Genomic DNA, 19291 nt, shown 5'->3' with positions numbered 1-19291 from the left:
TTTTTATGTAGTTATTCCAGCACCACCGGAACCAGGATCAGGACCCTTGCGGAAACCGCTATAAAAACCTTTGTTTTCAGGTTCATCATCCGGAGTATGATATCCTTCTTCATCAGTATCACTTTCATAATCGACTTTTTTCTTTTTCTCATACTTGTGACTTTCATTGCATACTTTGCAAAAAGCCCTAAGACGATCCGGATCATTGTGATCTTCTTTTATTTCTTCATTAGTCGCGCCTTTCGACTTCAATTCACGTTCTCGCGGTGCCCAAGTAGGATAGTGGTCTAATGTCAAAGCCCGTTGTTCGTGATGATTACCACCTTTACTAGTAAAAGCATATTTGGTAAGTTCCAGCTTCTTGCTTCCTTTTTTGGTATAAGCAAGAGGTCGTCTACATCCGGGGCAAGTATAAACATCATCATAATTACTATTGACATTTTCGCGTTTGTGAGCAGTATGCCTTATAACATGTTCCGTAGTATCGTTTGGGATATGAAATCTCTTTTGTTTTTTTGCTTGCGGAGGTACAAAATCACCGCTGCCATCGTCATCGCTGCCTTCTTCATCACTTTCAGACTCTTCTCTTTTTCTTTTCTTAGGATTCTTTTTCTCCTCTTTTTTACCACCTTTTAACTGCGCAACACCAGTATTAGAAATTGTGTTTTGTTGTAGACTATTTTCTACATGTTCCTGCATTTTTCTTTGTACAAGAGAATATTCGCGATTGTCTTTTAATTGAATAGCGTTATTATCCCGATTTGCATTTGCGGCAGTTAGAGTCGTTTTATTTTCCGATATTTTTTTATGTTGCTGCGTCATTTTCTTCTTTTTTGAATTATATAACTGCGTACTATTTCAGAACCTTAACTCGATTGAATGAAATTTGAAAAAGCATTACTATCACCATTAAAAACATCATAATCATTAAGCTGACCATTTAGCTTATAACTTTGAGATTGTTGCCAGATCGTCCAGTTTGTCCAGACATTTGGTATTTTAAGCGTAGGGTTATAATTGGCAATCCATAACGCATAACCAGCAAACGAAGGATCAGTCAAATAAGCATTTGCCGTATTATTATCCGTATAAATAAGAGGTTTTCGTCCTGTTTTTTGTTCTAATAAAGTTAAGAACTGCAATAAATTAGGCTGAATACTCGCTTTATTAACGCCCGCATCAATGCTGCTTTCTTCAAAGTCAACAATAGGAGGAAAGTCCGTGTCTGAAAACGCACCCATAACGCCCAGATAATTAGCAACCTGTTTGGAAGGATCATCGTTGCAATGATAAAAATGATAGGCTCCACGAACATATCCTTTTGCCTGAATCGCTGGCCAGTTTGTCTTAAAACTCGAATCAGTATAGGTAATTCCTTCTGTAGCTTTGCAGATTATAAAAGTGAGTTTGTCAACTTGCTTATTTAGAAAATTGATTTCGTTGCCCTGATATCTTGAAATATCAATACCAAATACAGTGAAATTATTAGTTGCTGGTGTAGTCATTTTTTGTGGTTTAGTTTCGTTAATAGCTTTTGTTGATTTGGTTCTTTATTTTAATAACTATTTGTCATGCTGAGCGCAGTCGAAGCTCGTGTTTCAATTGAAGCGCCCTTCGACTTCGCTCAGGGTGACAAACTATGTGTGAAGAAACTTGTTCTTATTTATATTCTTTTTTTAGGCAGAGAAAATTATGTTTCTATGTGTTATTAATTTTTATCGATCACGATCTGGCTTATCCTTATCTGCTTTTTGAAATTCGGTAACTTTTACAGTGCTAATACCACCTAAATAAGAAATAGCCGAACAATACGGATGATTATGAATCGTTGCTTTCAAATTCTGAAGAGTACGATCAAAATAAGGTAGTTCTACTTTTTCTCCTGTAATCAGTTTTTCTAAATGTTTATTACGCAACGGATGTATTTTGAATAAAGGTTTTTGGGTTTCATAAAAAAAACTTTCATCGTCGGCGATAAAAGAAATCTCGTTTCGGTTTACTTTTAGTTTCTTCGGATTATTTTTTAATAAATAAATAATTCGAAGCTCAATTTTACTAACCACTGATTCTATAGTTTCCTCTTTAGTTTGTATCATTAGATAGACATTTTGACTTGTAATTAGAAATCCATTGAACAAAATCTGATCCTTTTTAGTAAAAAAATGCAGTGCCATTGCAATTATCGTATTGACATAATTGAGATCAAAATGTTTTCTCCAGTTTCCAATTTTAAGAGTCATTTTATAATAGTATAAATTGTCCTCATCAGGAATAGGTTGAATTATGTTTTCATTTTTTTTCATAATGCGTCAATTCATTTGAGTAACCTTCAGTGTTTTGTTCTCTTTTTTAAATTCACGTCTAATGCCTTCCAGCAGATCCTGACGACTTACAATAGTTTCATTTTTTTGAATTGCTGCCAAAGCACAAAAACGCAATACATTAATAATGGCGCCACCGGCGAGTTCGTAGTTTTCGGCAATGTCCTCGATGTCAATATCCGGATCAAGCTTGCATTTTCCTGAGAAAGCTTTTTCCCATAACAGAATCCTTTCTTCGGCAGTTGGCATTGTAAAATGAATCATCGATTGAAACCTTCTCGAAAAAGCTTCGTCCATATTTTCCTTTAAGTTGGAAGCCAGAATAACAACACCCGGAAAATCTTCAATTCTTTGCAGTAAATATCCCGTTTGTTGATTTGCGTGTCGGTCATTTGATGAGGTAGCGCTCGTTCTTTTTCCGAAAAGCGCATCGGCTTCATCAAAAAATAAAATCCAGTCTTTGTGTTGTGCAACATCAAATATCTTAGACAGATTTTTTTCGGTTTCACCAATATATTTCGAGACAATCATCGAAAGATCGACTCTGTAAACCTCTCTGTTTGTGTTTTTTCCCAGTAAAGTTGCCGTAAGCGTTTTACCCGTTCCCGGAGGTCCGTAAAAAAGCGTTCGATAACCCGGTTTTATTTTATTTTCAAGACCCCATTCCTTCATAAGAGTTGCACCATGATTGAGCCAGGCATTAATTTCCATAACCTGATTCATAACATGATCTTCGAGAACCAAATCGTCCCAGTCCATATTGGTCGAAATTTGCTGCGCCGGAAACGAAACACTATGTTCAAGTTTGGGCAAAACTCCTGTTATAAAATAGTGCAGCCAACGTTCGTTAATCGAAATCACCTGATTCAAAACAGGTACATAAGATTCCGTAGATTCCAGAACCAAAACCTGTTCTTTTGCAAGGATATTTGTCGAGCTCAGAATATGGAGTATTTCAATTCGTAATTCAGGATTAACCGCCGAAATCAAAAAAGACAAAGTTTGACCAGTTGGTAAAAAACCGCTGTGATTTTTATTGACAACTCCGCCAAATTCAGTAAAACCACGATCGTACATGGCATTTTTGCTAAAGAAAATATCCAGAACTTCAGGTTTAATCTGAGGCGCAAGAATCAAAGCAAGGCAAAGTCGCTCGTAGAGACTCAAATCCCATTCTATTATTTTTTTGTAATAAACACTATCTTCAATATCGGTATCAGTTTCAGGCAACGGAATATCCTGCCAGCGATTTTCGTGACCTTCCTGAAGCAAATAGCTGCAAATAACCTGATCGATTACCCTTTGCAGCCAATCCATTTCATTATGCAAAACGATAATATCAGGATTAGTTTCCATAAGTGCCAAATAGTTTTTCTACATCGTCGAGATTAGCATCCACCCATTTAAAATACAACAAAGCCGTATTTGGATTTAACTCATTGCATTGCAGCATATCCAGGTAAAAACCCTGCGCATTTTGCATTAGCATTTGAGTATTGTAATCAATCTCATTATGAAAATTCGAATCAAAAAAAGAATCCGTCCATTCGCTCATATTATTTTCTTTGGCGATAAAATCACTAATAAAATAAGCCAGTTTTTCGTCCTGAACCACTAATTTTTTAGCTTTGAAATAAGCGGGTTTTCTTTTGGTTTCCCTATGATAATATTCAATATCCTTTGACTGAATCGTTTTGGTATTTTGATGTCCAAAAATATCAACCAGACCAAAGTTTTCCGCCTCACATGCCAATTCCAATTCCGCATTTGCTTCGCCCGCCGTAGCCAGAGTTGTGGTAGAAGCAGTAGCACTTTCTGTCACCACATAAAGTTCCCTGAAAGAGTATAAAGTCTGCGTTAGTTTTATAATTAATTGCTGTTGGATTTCATTCCAATTATTAATTTTTATGGATTCCGGTTCTTCAGCTTTAAAAATGAAACTTCCCTTATTAGCAAAAGCCAATATCTGTTTACTAAATTCAATCTGACCATCAATTGCCGCATGTGCATGCGCTCGCCCTGAATATGGTTTTGAAATCCCGTCGCTAAAATTCCAATTAGAGGCATTCAACGCAATCACATCGCTTATATCAATATCCTGATGCGCTACAATAGCGTTGCGATAAATGTTTCCCAAGAGAATTATTTCGCCATTTTTTATTTGGAAATAATCGCCCGGAAAAAGATTTTTATTCAAAGGTTTTGTAGGCAGAAATCCTCCCGTTTTAAGATAAAATTGTCTGTAAAAATTCTTGTAAGTGCGATCCATAACCTTAAAATTTATTGATTAAAGTCCACAGAAACACCATTGTAATAAGTGTTGCCTTTTGGACATAAACGCAAAAAAAGCAAACACGAATTTCACTAATTAACACAAAGCATATTGGTTAACTTAATATGGTGTAATTAAGTTCACGAATGAATTAGAGTAAATTCGTGAAATCCGTGTTTTAATAATGTATCTTAAGACGCCAAAGCTGCTGCAGTTGCCGCTGCCAAACCTGACTGAAGCGATTGAAGCTTGATTTGTGCTTTACTCAGATTAGTAGTTGCATAATTCAATTGTCTTACAGTTTCATCATTTGCAGTATTTGCTTTATCGTATGCAAGCTGAGAATTTTTGTAAGCATTATATAACAAACCTCTAATACAAGTCTCAGAAACCGGGTGCAATGACAATGGTGTATCTATCGATTTTTCATCCGTTAAGGTCAGATACAACTTAGTCGCTTGTTTATTTTCTAACGTAATTGCAGCTTCAGATTCCAGAATAGAAGCTTCTGCAGCCAACGTAGATTTTAAAGCGATCAAAGTAAGTGCAACAGCATTATTTGCATCTGTTCCTGCCGTATTTATTCTTGAAATCAAGTCATCAGAAATAAGCGGATTAAGTGCTTTCTTGCGTATAACAAGATTTGATAACTTATTGATAATCTCTACAGAATAAATCAGTTTGTTGATCAAATCGCTAATGTTTTCCGCAACAAGCGAAGCATCGCCACTTGAAGAAGTCGTTTTGTAAAAAGCATTTCTCGAGTTATAACTCAAGTCATAAGCGTTTTGAACAACCTGATCAATCAGGTTTTTATTACTCAAAGCATGTGCACGATTGGCTTCTGCAACCAATAAATAACCTTGATATCTCGTCGCTTTTTCATTCAGCGAGTTCACGATTATTTGTTGTTGCTGTACAATTGCTCCCGCGTCGATAACCTGATTTTTTAACGAATCCAGTTCCGCTTTTTTCTTTTCTGTGATCCCATATCTTTGCAATTTTGGACCAGAATGAGGTATTTGAGTTTCCATATGTGGTGGTTTTAATTAGTTGTTGTTAGAGTTTCACTTGTAGAATAGGCAACCGGCGTAGTATTTTGCCAGTCCGAAAGACTGTTTGTATACTTACTTTTAGTAACTTCTGGACCATTGTAAAGTGACAAAACCACTGGAATGTATTTTTTGTCCTCGATCAATGGATTTCCAAAATTATCAGTAGAAGTTGCGTCAATTTCAGCCACATATGAAGTACCTCTATGGTGCTTAGCACTTTTATAATTACCAGCCGGAATATTCTCGGCTAAGTTTAAATTGAAGAAAAAAGCATTTTTATTTTTAACCGGTTTAGGAGAATTTTTTTCCGTTTCAGTCAATTCTGCTTTCAATTTTTTCAATTGGTCATTAGCAATATTCAATTTAGTTTTAGCTTCGTTTAGAGCATTTCTAAAATTGTTGCTTTTTTGTTTTGCTAAATCCTGATCTTTAGCAGCTTTAGTAGCATCAGGAGTTACTTCATTTGCCGCGGAATTAATATTCTCGATTTCCTCGTGAAGAGCTTTAATTTCCTGTTCGACCGTTTTAATCTCTTCTTCCAATTCCGACGTTTCAATTGTAAATTCCAGCGTACTCAAATCCTTATTTGTAGTCAATAAATCGTCAGGATAAGGCAATAAGAAACATCTGTATTCTAGTTCAGAAGCTTTTAAATCAGCTTCTCTTTCAACAGTGAAGTTTATTTTAGACAAATCTGTAGATCCGCTTTCTCTTGAAACAGTAATTGAGTCGGCATTATTCAAAGTATGCGTCAAAGTAAAAGTTTCAGTCGGAGCAGACAGATATTCATCAAATGTATTGATCTCTTTTTTGTAGTTTTCTGTGAAAATGATCAAAAGAAAAGCCACATAATTTTGTCCTAATACCAAAATTTCATTATCCGAATCCAGCAATTCATTAAAACGAATATTTACAGAAGTTCCTATTTTTGTAGGGTCAGTTGGAACAGCAATTCTTTTAAATTGAGAAGGACTTGTCAATAAATCCTCAGCAGTCGATACGTTAAAAAAGGACTTTTTACTGTCTTTAACCAAGATGATATTATAGTTTTGAACCGGTTTATCTAAGCCCAGATTTTGAGTTTCTGTGTCTTTGTCTTTTGGCGAAAACGGACTTTTATAGTAATTAAAAGAAACCGTAAAATGACCTTTAACTTCATCAAAAGGAGCCGGAACCACAACATTTAAGTTCTGATTGAATTTTTCGTTATTAAATTCATACGCTTTTTTAGAAGCCTCATATTCAACCATACTACATTTTATAACACCTTCAGCAGCTCTTGTAGCAATACTAGCTTTAGATTTAGTGTCATTGTCAGTTGTCAATACAGCCGTAATCGCAGTTAAATCAGTTGTAGTAACCTGCAATAAATTGTTTACAGAAGTATTGGTCAGTTTAGCTTCATCAGCAACTGTCGATGTTGCAACTTCTGCAATCGATGCGGAAGCTTCCATCGCGTGTTGCGAAGTTTCCTCGGCATTATAAGCCGTTTTATTGATTAAATTATAAGCCTCAAAAGCCTGTTGGTAGATTTGAGTTCCATAATCTGCAGCATTAATAATACTGTAAATACTACCAATATCACTCGCCAAACGCACAATAGAGTTTGATGCAATCTGAATGTTTGATGCGCAAACAGCCATATTAGTTACAGATTGTGTAGTGTACGTTTTTTGTTGATTTGCAGATAATAACAAGTTGTCTGCCATGTTCTTATTCTTAACAACCACAGTATTTATAAGTTGTTTTTCCTTGTACATACTCGTTGTTGCCTCAAGTTTTTCCTGCGCAACAATTTCGGCTCCTTCTGCATAATAAAGCGTAAACATAGAAGCATTCAATTGTGTACTCAATTGTTTTTTGGTCATCTCCTGACTTTCTAATGAAGACAATACACTAGAATGTAGATTTTCATTGTAGCTGTTCATAATAGTTTTTTTTAGTTGATTAATTTATATTTCAAGATCGTATTCAAGGTTTTTTATTATTTATTGTTTGCACTCATTATTCGCAATCGAAACCCAATCTTTGTCGATTCACATTATCCAACGGATTAATCCCGAAGCTTCGGGACGTTGCTACAAAACAGTTCATTCCTCCGGAATTCTATAAAGCGTTCCGGAGGAACAGATTATATTGTAGAGATGGATTTTAATCCATCATACGCAATCAAAATCGCCAATCTTTGTCGAGCTACTCGTGGAGATTTCTCGTTCCTCGAAATGACAAAAATGCGCTTACCAATTTCATATGTAAACTATTGTTTATATACTATTGTCTATACCCAATCTTTATCGAGCTACTTACGAGGATTTCTCGTTCCTCGAAATGACAAGATTGAGATGATAAAATCCGTTTTAATCCGTGTTTTCGCAAAGCGAATCCGCGTCATCCGCGTTCTATATTACCGCCAATCTTTGTCGAGCTACTCGTGTGATTTCTCCTCCGTCGAAATGACAAGATAAAATCCGTTTTAATCTGTGTTTTCGCAAATCGAATCCGCGTCATCCGCGTTCTATATTGTCGCCAACGTTTAGATTAATAAGGCCATAATACATGAAACGGCTTATCCATCCAATGGTATTTTATAATCGAAAAAGCAAAAGGAGATCTGTTAATCAACAAATCATACGCCCTTTTGTCAACCGTAAGTTCCCATTTATCCTCCTGCTCAACCAGAATTCCGTCGCGAACAAGCCAGTTTCCTCTAAAACCTTCAATGGAGGAATCTCCAATGTCCGGCCAATGCGAAATCGCCGCTTGTATCAAACCGTTTATCAATTGTTTTTCGTGATCCGGTATTTCAATAAAATCCGGCACAGTATCCGTCAACGGCAAACCGCACAAAACTTTATTCAGAGGCAAATAAACCTCTTCCGTTTCCTGCATTCCCGTGATTACATATTGTAGATATTGCACCGCTCGAACCTGATGTTCATTGCTTATAAACTTATTTTCGGCAACAAGATTTAGGCGTTCAAACAACATCGAGATATAATCGTTCAAGAGTACAATTCCTGCGTTTCTAACCGCAATACCTTGTTTAAGGCTAGTTTTTGGACTTTGTTTAGTTTTAATTAATTCCATTTTCGAGAGTATTTCAGTTTGTTTTAAAATAGGAGCAGATTGTTTTTCCGTTCTTAGAATTTCTTTGAAACCAAGTTGCAAAGCAGGTGGAAACTGATAGATATATTTTTCAAGATCTGTCAGAAAGCTTTTTTTAGAAATGCCTTTTTTAGCAACAACTTCCCAGATCAGTTCAGTCCAGATTTTATCAATCGCAATTAATCTCCAATTGTCATTTGTGGCAGCTTTTAGAAGTTTTCGAAGCAAAAGATGCTGCATTTCTTTAGAAGCCAAACCTTTAATCGTAACCGAACCCAAAACATGATTGAATTTCTCCAGAATCCTCAAATACGATTCCCTGTTTTTATCCAGCTGACTTATCGCATTGCACAAATTATGAAAGCTAATATTTCGGCAAAGCCAATCCATTTGCGCTTCAGGAATAATTTCTTTTTTGAGTATTCTAAAGAAAATCTTAGGTTCTTTTACAATAATTACATTCAGAAGATCTTTGATTTCTATGGTTTTAGAAATAATAAAAGCCGATGGAATTTGTCGTTCTATGATAATCGATGAAATCCATTCGTATTTTTCCTTCTCCGATAGTTTCTCAATCTCAAACAGAATATTATTGTTGATAGATTCCAAAATTCCATTCGAAACCGTATGATCTGAAATCATATTATTTTCAAAAAAATGATCCAATTCTGAAACTGAATTTGTGGCTTCAAAAGATTTTATTTCGTTTTGAAGCTGAAATTTTTCCTTTACAACATTCTGTTTCAGATAAGCTTTCAATTCCTTTTGAAGTAGTTTCTCAAACAAAACTTCATTGCCTTTATAAGCGGAATATTTCAGAATCGTCTTCCAGAAAAGCTCGTTTAATTCCAACGTAATTTTAGTTTTAGAAACTGATTTTACATTTCGAATTATAGTTTCCGAAGTTTTCTGAATCCAATTCTTTTTCAGCGCATTTCCGTTTGTCAGGAAATAACGCAAGATGTTTTCACTTTCTTTTCGATCTTGTTTTCGCAACAAAACAAACCCCGAATCATTAAAATTAGTCGACAATAATTGCGCTAATTCAAGCTGATCTTGTTGGGATGTATTTTGAATAAGCAACGCAAGCGCAAGCGTATCAATAGATTTTGTATTCTTTAATTGATTTAAAAAAGTCTTTTTGATTGCAACGCCAAAAGATTTAATTCGCTTAGACTGAATCAGTTTTGCGATAAACTGAAAATAATCATCGCGTCTTGTATCCGTTACTTTTTTGGACAATTGCACAATTATAGTTTCCAGAAATAAAGACGAGTTGTGTTCCGGATGAAACAATATTTCCTGCATTCCAAGCAACAATAAATTATCCGTCATTAATTCTTCCGGAAAATCATATTTGTCTTTTTCGTTTAGGATTTCGTAGACAACTTGTATTGTTTGTACGAGTTTTGTTTTCTTGTAATTAGCCGTTTTTACCAATAATTGCAGCATTTCACGGTTTAAAATCAACGGAAGTATTTTCTTCAAAACCTCTTTATTTCCGTACGAAAGCATAACCTCAAAAGCCATTTTGGGATGCAGTAGAATAGTCTTGATTAATGATCTTTGCAAGTCAATAAAAAAGACACTTTTGGTAGCATTTTTTTGCAATTCGAGTTCCAGTTTTACAACAAGATTCTTAAAGTGAATTGCAGGATAATTAGAATTATTGCTGTTTATTTCTTTGCAATAAATAGCATTTAAGTTCGTATATATCGTTGCCGAATTATTGTTTTTTACCGCCGCAGGAATCTTTGCATTCGTAAACATTGCCAATAAATGCTCGTGATTCAGATTGTTTCTTTTGCTTAATTCCTTAATGCAAAAAAGCAGGAATGTAGCATTGTCAGTATTTTTATTTTTCAGGAGAAAAAGAATTCCAATTTCCCATAAAGCCTTACTGTTTGTTTTTAGTTTAAAAGTCTGACTTAGCTTATTTAAATAAATCACAGATTCCATGTGAAGCAACGATGGAGTAGCGTCCAGTCTGGAAAAAAGTATTTTTATCGAAGTTTCGTTCAAATCCTGAAGCAATAAAATAAGCAAAGTTTCATCCTTTAAAACAGGCTGAATAAGCACATTAAATTTTGTTTTATTCTCATTATTTAATGCAATAATCAATTCGTTTAGATTGTTTTTATCCGCTTTAAATCTTCGATCGCTTTTGCTTTTTAGCAATTGTTCCAGAACATTCCAGTAATTTGTGCTCGTTTCAGGTTTATAATTTTCGCTTTTTTGAGTTTCATATTCCTGCGTCAATATTTTAAGGCAAGCGATAAAATTGTTATTCTGAGACGTTTTATCAGAGAGTTTTACAATCGTGTTTTCGATCAAAAGAATAAGTTCAGCGTAAGCGATATTATAATGATTCGCCATTTGCAGAATACTGCTTTTCATGAACGCTAATTTGTTGAAAAGAGTGCCGCGTTCCAACAATAAAAAGTTCAGGATAAAGAACCACAAATTCTTTTTGAAACTTGCCGTACTAGTCTGAATAATAGTTTCTTTGACCTGAATATTGGTCATAATCGAGCTAAATTCAATAATAGATTCGCTATTATTAGGTTCAAGCGCTGCAATAATTTTGGTTATATTTTTCTCGTCAAATTGCCATGAAATTCGTTTTCTCACTTCCTCATGTGTCATTCCGGTTTCCTTGATAATCGCAATAACTTCGGCAAGACTATTCTGAAGTAATTCTGCCATAATTTGGTTTACAGAACCCTCTTTATTTTGATAATTCCACGGTAAATAACCTTCAAGCAAAAAGACCATAAGATTCTCCAGAATCGATTTTTCTTTGTTGTAAACCGCAATTCCGTTTTGCTTCTGACTATTTTGATAGAGAATTAGTTCGGCTATTTTCTCTCGTAATAAATTGCGTATTTTTCGACTCAAATCAAATTCAAGATCACTATAATCGCAAGAACCAAGATCGAGTTCCAGCGATTCGATTCGCCAGCTTTGTTCCGGCGGACATAACTCATTAAAAATATTAGCGACTTCTCTGGGCAACGAAATTTTGCTCCAGGTACTCAAACGTTTCTGAAGTCTGTAACTTTCTCTTTTTTGGTCAAAAGTTGTGTCCCACTTTAGACTCGATACAATATGGCTATTTATTTCTTCCATTTTTTGTTTCTAAAATTGAGGTTAAACTATTGATTAAATTCACTGCAGATTGTTCAGGATCTGAAAATGTTGCTTTTTGTGTGTTAACTTCTTGCTTATCAGTTAAATACAAGATATTTTTGAAGCGCAAACTTCCATGCCAATTACTATAATTAGGAATCAGGCTTTCTAATTCTGAAAGGCTTAAAAACAGACATTCACATTTTATATTGGTTGGAAAACTGATTTTAAGAAACTGTTTCAAGCGTTTTTTAAATTCCGGAGTTTGTAGTTCCGGAATATAATCTGGAAATATTAAAAGTGTGTTTTTCTTAAAAAGTTCGTCATTAATAGTAATATTTCCGTTTCCGGAAGTAACCGTAATGCGAAAAGAATAATCAGGAAAATTCGTTTTTATATAATTCTCCGGAGCAATCGTTTCAGGATTAGTGATTGAAAAAGTATATTTTTCATTAGAAAATTCCAGATAACCTTGTTGCAGTTCAGCGTCCAGAGTAGCTTTGTCAATCGTATTTAAAACATAATTGATATTGGCGACCGATTGAAAATCAATATTCTGAATCTCATAGAAAGTATTCGTTCCGTTTTGTTGTACGATTTCCAGATTGTATTTTAACTGATTTAACATCAGTGAAGTTTCCAGAAAAATAACGCCATTTCTTTTTTCTTTAAGCCAATATGTTTTCTTTAAGGTTTTAAAAATATTTAATCGATCATCAGCATTATTCTGTGTAGTTTCAAATTGTGACGTTATAAAATTGGCATAGATATTTTTTAATCCAAATAGTAAGTTGAGCTTTAATTCGAATCCCGAGAAATTATTGAAATCATTTTTGCTTAGTTTTTCCTTTTTATTGATTTGGTCTGATTTGAATATAAAATCAGATGTATTTTCTTTTATATAATTATAATGTTCGTCTTTAATGCTTGACAAATTCACATCAATATTTTGATTAATTCCCGCAGTTATTTCTGAAGCACTCAAATAATTGTATGCCTTTTGTCTGTTATAAGACAATAAACCAAGGTTTTGCAAATACAAACTTTTCAGGATTATCTGATCTTTTTTCTTGTTTCCGGTATAAATTGTGTCAGCGATAAGCATGTCAATCACAATTGGCGATTCGCCGTGTCTGGCAAGCAAATGATCCAGTAATTTGTTGCGGCGTTCGAGGTTGGTATCTTCCTCTTCCATGATTTTCATCATCCCAAAAATGTACGGATTATAAGGATCTTGTTGGTATTCGAACCAGCTATTTTCATTCAGATCCTTTTTTGTTTCTACGTCAAAACTAAAATCAAACACTTTATTGTCTTTTAATAAAGGTTTGATATGTGGCACATTATACAAGGATTGATAGAAATAACTTGGCGAAAACATTTTGTACGGAACAGGATATTCTAAATGTTTTTGCTCAAATTTATCTTTCAAAGCATAAAAAGTTTCGAGATCAGAAGGTGCTCCACAAACCGAATTAGTAAAAGAAAACAACTGGGAAACATTTGCCAATTGTGAAAATTGATTTGCTAAAACCTGATCAAATAAGGTTAAATATCCTTTTAACTGACGCGATTGTGCGACTTGAATTGGCGCCGAATCATCTTCGATTTTGTCATCGCCAATACCATATTGCTGCGGAAATGTATTTTGAATCGAATAATAACTATTGATATCTCTAAAACTGCTTTTAGGCAATTTATAACTTGGCTGATTGTTTAAACTTACAACACTCGTTTCATATTTATAATTATTTATTGGTAATGAACCAAAAGGATCCATTGGCAAATCTTTTCCGTTGCAGCTTAAAATCAGGGTTTTATTCTTGTAAGAAGACAAAATATCGATTGCCACTATTTGACCCAAAGCCGATTGTAATATCGAAACTGATTTTGCATTCTGATAAATTTCTAATCCTGAAACCGAAACAATTCCAGGTATAGATTCTATTAACGGAATCAAATCAAGAACTTTTATGCTGTCTTTTTTATCGACTAAAGTTTCAGTCAATATCCAGCCATTTTTAAGATATGGTCCATCGTATATTTCGGCAGCATTGTATCCGTTTTCTTTTAAAACGTCATAACTTACCTGAGTTATTTTTGGGAATATATAAGTTCGAATTGTATTCTGTAGATCTAATAAAACCGCGTGTTCGTCAACTTCTTTTTCAAGTTCTATTTTGCCTCCAATCGCATAATTTTGAGGCTGAAGCGCAATTGGCATATTAAAAAGTTCTCCAATATTACGGCTTTGATTAAGATAATAAAATGCCGATTTGCAAATGTTATTAAGCTCAATTGCATCTGTAATATCCGGATTTATATAGAGATAAACCTGATAAACTCTACTAAAAGGCAGGATATTATTGTTGAAAGTGGTTATCGCAACATTATAAATATCTTCGATACCATCAACGAGATATTTTATATAATCGTCGATCGTATAAGGCGCAGTTGTCAGGATTTTATAAGGCAAATAAAACTGATTTTCAATTTCTAATTTTCCGGTAGAATCCGTTAAAATATCCGGAATCGAAAAATCTGTACAATAGCCCAATTCTGTAAGTGCATAACAAACTTGATCCAGAATTGTCATTCCGGGATCACTTGGGTTAAAGTTTGTCCACTCGTCGCCAATATGGTTTTGGATATAATCAATAGCTTCGTCCTTCAGGAAATTAAAATCCTGATGTGGCGGAAGCTGTACTTTCGTTATTTGATTAATTGTATCCATTTATACCTGAAAAATAAAATTATGATTTGGTGCCGAAACTAAAAGTGTAGTTGGTCCATAAGGCATTAAAGTCCTTTTTTTTGTCTTTAATGGGATTAGTTGTCCTGTTTTTGAGTTGATATAATAGGTCGAAAATGTCACGCTTTCTACTGCTGCAATTCCTTCAATATTTTGAATAAAAGTGCTCACTTTGGCATTTATAAGTGGTTGTCCAATTTCGATCTGAGAAGGACAATTGGAAATCCATGGCGATAAATATTCTTTCAGCGCCAGATTTACAGCATTACTCATAGGATTTTTTTGGTAACCGCTTTTAATTGAAAATGTGGCATTAACGCAAACATATTCGAGATTAAAATTGGAGACTTTCAAGTTTGTAAATGGCGATGAATTGGCTTTTAAAAATTTTAGTATTTCAATTTCAAGAGAATTTGTAACCAAAGGAATAAACGCACTTGAATCATTATCAGATGCTACTTTTTTTACCAAATAAACATTTGTGCTATTGTCTTTTTTCTTGGTTACGACTTTTGAATAATAAACGGTATCAAATTTCTCGGCAATCAAAGTATAATAATCTGCCGGCGTGCTTGCTCGGTTTTTGGTTTTGATTGTATTGCTGACTCTTTTATTTCTATCGGTTTTATCTTCGGCTGCTTTTCCTCCAAAAGAAGCAAAAGGCTGAATTATTGTGCCTATTTCCGGAATCTTGATTTCTGGTTTTGTGATTACATTTGCATCAATTTGTGGACTTTGTGTATCGGTCAAAAACGTAGTTCCGGTTCTTTGTACACTAAAACCATTGGTTTGCATAAAAATGGTTTTAGAAAACGAATCAATATTGCCATTTGCCACAATAGAAATCCAATTATTGGTTCCGGGCATGATCGTTTGGTTATTATTGCAATCTTCAGGAATTGGAATTTCTATAATTCCGGAACATCTAAAATCGTTGGTTCCATCAGATATTGGTTCAACTGTTTTCCAACCTGAATCACTTAAATAATAACATTGAATATGATTGTAAGTCGTAAGTGCAGTGGAGTTTCTGGCGAGTTCAAAATAGAGATTTAAAGTGCTGTTGGAAATCAGATTATCAAGTTCAATGAATAAATTTCCATCATAATCGCAAGTTGGATAAAGCGGAAAACCGTCTTCAAGATCGCTGGAAGATTTACCCATTATTGAGGTGTTGAATACCTTATTATTATTATTATTATTATTATTATTGGTTTGATTAACTGTTGTACTATCAAATACGATATGGTTTAAAAATGGAGCATAAATAAAGTATTGCAACGGATAATCTCCTTCGGTTCCGTCAAGTTTGTAGGTTACACTTGCGGTATAAATTGCTGATAATGCTTGTACTTTTGGCGCAAACGGAACATTGGCAGAAGGCAGAAAATTTTTTACTTCTGTGTCTTTTGCTATAGAAAGTTTATTGCCATTTTTTAGTGCAATACTAGAAACAACATTTGCATATAATTCAGATCCAAAACCGTAAATTGGGTTGGATAATGTCATTTTTATAAATCCCGACGAACTTTCTTCTGTAAATTTTAAAGCCTCTTTTTGAATAGTTGGGTCTGGTTGCCAGGTTTTAGTATCATTTTGTGTTGTACTTGCAGTTGTATTTGTATCTGCATTTGATTTTGGAATCGGTTTAGAATACACATAATAACTGCTTGATGTATTAAGAAAAGATGGAATAACAATAGGATTTTTAGGATCTGCAGGTATAGTATCTACAGGTGCATCATCGAATAAGCAAACAGCTTGGGGAGTAACATCAACCGGAACAAAAACTTTATCAACATCGCTACTTTGAATTTTTGTCATTTTGAGACCTTTCCATGATTTGTCCTGCATAATATTAAGGTCGGCAGTAAAACTGGTATTTGCAAACAAAGTTATGGGTGTAGCTTTTGGAGCATCGTCGTTTACTGAGAATATATTTCTAAACGTTCCCATAAAACCTCTATTTTGCTCTATTTTTGGCGGATTCAAATATTCATTGTATTGCTGGTAATATGTTGCAAAATTGGCAGGTCTTTTGTCCCAATCTATTTCTACGATAAGACTGTCCAGCGGTTTACTGAAAATTTCATTATTTCCGATAATAAAATTGGCATTTACCAACGGAATTGGTCCAAATGGAGTGTAGGGATTTTTTGTATCGAGCTCCCCAAAATCATTATACAATTGAAATGTTTTAACACCTTTTACTTTTAATGCAATAGTTATCGAAGTAATTTTCGGTGTCATATAGGAACTTGGAATGTCCTGAAATAAGATTTTCATCATTGGCCAATCACTTTTTAATCCGTCCGGATTAATCAGGAAAGGTTCGATCGCAACTATTGTTGAATCTAGCTCAAATATGATCACACAATTGCTGGAAGTAGTTTGTGTAAAATTTGCAGGAAGTAAACTCAGTTTTAACCACTCTTTTTGAGTGCTCAAAAAATAACTGGCTCCTTGCAATAATGATAAATCTATTGAATTATCAAATTCGAGCGTTAACGTTACGGTTCTTATTCCTTCGCGCAATAACAACATTGGCGAAGCAAACGCAATGCCTGTTAAAGTAGGATTTGCTACAGGATCTATAACAGGATTACTGGAACCAAAAGTATCCCAACTGATTACTTTATTTTCGGGATCTAATTGAATAGCTGTTGGTTTTGCAATAGATTGCAAATTATAAGACGGAGTGTTTTTTGCCTGATAAGCAAGCGTATGTACGCTTGTAATCGTTGCAGGATTTAGATTTACATTTTTTTGAGAAGCAAACAAAATCGGATTTTTTTGTGCGTCAACTCCTGCGTTGAACAAAGTTCCTGCGGGTAAAGTAAAAGCCTGCGTTGGTTTTGCCAGTGTTGCACATAAAAAAGCATGATCAGCAATAGCTGGTAATTTGGTTTGTTTTAAAATATCTTTATAATAAAAATCAAGATGTTTCTCAGAAAGACCATTCAATTGATCTTGCTGAACTTTCAAAATATTTACAAAAGAGCGTAGGAGCGTGGTATCCGGAAATTGCCCTTTTTTAAGGTTTAATTTCTTAAATTCTTTTGAAGCATGATGAATTATCGTTTCTAAAAACTGAAACAATTTATCGCCAATTTTTGTTAGAATATCCAAACTAAAAGAGGTGATTGTCGCCTTTTCCTGAGAAATAGTTTGCTCTGTATCAAAGCCAAAAACTTGCCAGAAAGGCGTCTTGTCTTTATTGATATACCAGATATTTTTATCAAAAGAAGTAAATTCTCTCAGAGGAGCCGGAACAATAAATAAACCATCGACAGACAATCTGTACAAGTATTCTCTAAAGGATTGAATCGCCCAAAAATCAATACTTAATCTCGTTTTTACTTCTTGCAAAATATAAGTTTTGAGATCGTATATTTCGTTATTACTAAGCATATAATGCGTCCAGCGTTCTATGATTTTATAAATCGCCGTAAGACGATCAAACAAGTTGTTTAGCGCTTTTGAATGCGGATTTCCACCGTTTTCGTTTTTAACTAATCTTTGAATTTCGTTACAGCCATTTTTATAGTCGGAGTAGAGACTTTTGTAGTTTGTTTTTGAAATTGATGCCATTAAAAAAACAGGATCTTTTAGCAAAAATGGACTCCAGTTTCCTTCAATTGTATTACTGTCATTATAGAAATTGATCAGTTTGCTAAACTCCGTCAAAAAGCACAACCAGTCTTGCTCCGTTCTTCCGTCTATCAAATACGGATTTGGAACGAGTGCTTCGTTGAGTGAATTTATGGCGCTATTTTGATCAATTAAAATCATTTTTTACGATCTAGGTTTGTTCCTTCTTTTAAATAAAATGGGAACACATAATTGTGTCTTGTATTGGTTTTTGAATACATATAAGTAATTAATACTTCTATTTTTCCGTTTAATACATCTGTTGCGGCAACTGTTACGTCTTGTACCACTATTCGCGGTTCGTAGCGTAATAAGGCATATTTGATGGTTTCTATAATTTCGCCTTTAAGCGTATTATCAATTTTTCTAAACATAAATTGATGTATTCCAGAGCCAAATTCGGCTTCGAGAGTACGCTCGCCTTTGCGGGTATTTAGAATCACATTGATAGATTCGTTGATATTGGTTTCATTAGCAGATAAACTCAGCTGATGATTATCTACAGAGAAAGACACAGGAAATGCCCATCCTGAACCCAAAAAAGCCGTGTTTTTATGTTCTGTATTATTATCCACCTATCATTACATTAAATGCTCCAAGGACAATTGATCCTCCATGAGCGGTTGAATCTCCTATTCTGGCGGCTGGCATACCGCATATCATAACCGTCGCTGATCCTTTTATAATAGAATCCGGCGGTCCTACACAAACCAGCATATCGCCAACTCTGGCTGCCGGTAATCCTACTATTAAAACAGTTGGCGCACCCGGACCAACAATTGGTCCGCCAACATGCGGTATTGGTGGCACTCCCGGTGTAATCATCGGGCATTGGTGAAAATCTGTAAGTCTTGCTGCTGGAGGCATATTTTTTTAATTGTTAGTTGTTAATTATTAATTGTTGGTTGTTGTTTAATCGGTTAATTGTTTTGTCGTTTAATCGTTTTTTGTTGATTCATTTTGTTGTTATGTCAAAAAATTATGTCCCTACAAGTCTCTCAATCTT

12 protein-coding genes are annotated in these 19291 nt (G+C 34.5%); all 12 read right to left on the bottom strand.

Going from position 1 to position 19291, the window contains the following annotated elements:
- Window positions 1-3 precede the first annotated feature (3 nt).
- Window positions 4-822, bottom strand: a complete 819-nt coding sequence (locus CLU81_RS00920) for a GH-E family nuclease (RefSeq protein ID WP_099708107.1) — start codon at window positions 820-822, stop codon at window positions 4-6.
- A 44-nt stretch (window positions 823-866) separates the two neighbouring features.
- Window positions 867-1505, bottom strand: a complete 639-nt coding sequence (locus CLU81_RS00915; protein ID WP_099708106.1) for a GH25 family lysozyme — start codon at window positions 1503-1505, stop codon at window positions 867-869.
- Window positions 1506-1715: 210 nt separating this feature from the next.
- A complete protein-coding gene (locus tag CLU81_RS00910; RefSeq protein ID WP_099708105.1) occupies window positions 1716-2303 on the bottom strand; it encodes a hypothetical protein in 588 nt (195 codons plus the stop codon).
- Between the two features lie 6 nt (window positions 2304-2309).
- Entirely contained in the window at window positions 2310-3677 is a 1368-nt protein-coding gene (locus tag CLU81_RS00905) for an ATP-binding protein (RefSeq protein WP_099708104.1), read from the bottom strand.
- Complete coding sequence (locus tag CLU81_RS00900; protein WP_099708103.1) at window positions 3667-4590, bottom strand: hypothetical protein; 924 nt, start codon at window positions 4588-4590, stop codon at window positions 3667-3669. Before CLU81_RS00900 ends, CLU81_RS00905 begins: the two co-directional genes overlap by 11 nt.
- 194 nt (window positions 4591-4784) lie before the next feature.
- Window positions 4785-5627 carry a hypothetical protein gene (locus CLU81_RS00895; protein ID WP_099708102.1) on the bottom strand — a complete coding sequence of 281 codons (843 nt, stop codon included), beginning with the start codon at window positions 5625-5627 and terminating at the stop codon, window positions 4785-4787.
- An 11-nt stretch (window positions 5628-5638) separates the two neighbouring features.
- Window positions 5639-7576 carry a hypothetical protein gene (locus CLU81_RS00890; RefSeq protein WP_099708101.1) on the bottom strand — a complete coding sequence of 646 codons (1938 nt, stop codon included), beginning with the start codon at window positions 7574-7576 and terminating at the stop codon, window positions 5639-5641.
- Window positions 7577-8186: 610 nt separating this feature from the next.
- Window positions 8187-11882 (bottom strand): contractile injection system tape measure protein, encoded by a 3696-nt coding sequence (locus tag CLU81_RS00885; protein WP_099708100.1) that lies wholly within the window; start codon window positions 11880-11882, stop codon window positions 8187-8189.
- Window positions 11866-14616: a hypothetical protein gene (locus CLU81_RS00880; protein ID WP_099708099.1), complete on the bottom strand. Its 2751-nt coding sequence runs from the start codon at window positions 14614-14616 to the stop codon at window positions 11866-11868. The genes CLU81_RS00885 and CLU81_RS00880 overlap by 17 nt, the downstream gene beginning before the upstream one ends.
- Window positions 14617-18426: a hypothetical protein gene (locus CLU81_RS00875; RefSeq protein WP_099708098.1), complete on the bottom strand. Its 3810-nt coding sequence runs from the start codon at window positions 18424-18426 to the stop codon at window positions 14617-14619.
- On the bottom strand, window positions 18423-18860 hold the full coding sequence (locus tag CLU81_RS00870; RefSeq protein ID WP_099708097.1) for a GPW/gp25 family protein: 438 nt from the start codon (window positions 18858-18860) through the stop codon (window positions 18423-18425). The genes CLU81_RS00875 and CLU81_RS00870 overlap by 4 nt, the downstream gene beginning before the upstream one ends.
- Window positions 18853-19152: a PAAR domain-containing protein gene (locus tag CLU81_RS00865; protein ID WP_099708096.1), complete on the bottom strand. Its 300-nt coding sequence runs from the start codon at window positions 19150-19152 to the stop codon at window positions 18853-18855. The genes CLU81_RS00870 and CLU81_RS00865 overlap by 8 nt, the downstream gene beginning before the upstream one ends.
- Between the last annotated feature and the right edge of the window lie 139 nt (window positions 19153-19291).

Source organism: Flavobacterium sp. 9 (assembly GCF_002754195.1).
Taxonomy (GTDB): Bacteria; Bacteroidota; Bacteroidia; order Flavobacteriales; family Flavobacteriaceae; genus Flavobacterium.
Note: the sequence above shows the minus strand (reverse complement) of the source record. Positions and strands in the feature narration are given on the sequence as shown.

What these genes read in the sequence shown, in the direction of transcription:
- CLU81_RS00920 (WP_099708107.1), bottom strand. Translation starts at nt 822, where the DNA reads ATGACGCAGCAACATAAAAAAATATCGGAAAATAAAACGACTCTAACT.
- CLU81_RS00915 (WP_099708106.1), bottom strand. Translation starts at nt 1,505, where the DNA reads ATGACTACACCAGCAACTAATAATTTCACTGTATTTGGTATTGATATT.
- CLU81_RS00910 (WP_099708105.1), bottom strand. Translation starts at nt 2,303, where the DNA reads ATGAAAAAAAATGAAAACATAATTCAACCTATTCCTGATGAGGACAAT.
- CLU81_RS00905 (WP_099708104.1), bottom strand. Translation starts at nt 3,677, where the DNA reads ATGGAAACTAATCCTGATATTATCGTTTTGCATAATGAAATGGATTGG.
- CLU81_RS00900 (WP_099708103.1), bottom strand. Translation starts at nt 4,590, where the DNA reads ATGGATCGCACTTACAAGAATTTTTACAGACAATTTTATCTTAAAACG.
- CLU81_RS00895 (WP_099708102.1), bottom strand. Translation starts at nt 5,627, where the DNA reads ATGGAAACTCAAATACCTCATTCTGGTCCAAAATTGCAAAGATATGGG.
- CLU81_RS00890 (WP_099708101.1), bottom strand. Translation starts at nt 7,576, where the DNA reads ATGAACAGCTACAATGAAAATCTACATTCTAGTGTATTGTCTTCATTA.
- CLU81_RS00885 (WP_099708100.1), bottom strand. Translation starts at nt 11,882, where the DNA reads ATGGAAGAAATAAATAGCCATATTGTATCGAGTCTAAAGTGGGACACA.
- CLU81_RS00880 (WP_099708099.1), bottom strand. Translation starts at nt 14,616, where the DNA reads ATGGATACAATTAATCAAATAACGAAAGTACAGCTTCCGCCACATCAG.
- CLU81_RS00875 (WP_099708098.1), bottom strand. Translation starts at nt 18,426, where the DNA reads ATGATTTTAATTGATCAAAATAGCGCCATAAATTCACTCAACGAAGCA.
- CLU81_RS00865 (WP_099708096.1), bottom strand. Translation starts at nt 19,152, where the DNA reads ATGCCTCCAGCAGCAAGACTTACAGATTTTCACCAATGCCCGATGATT.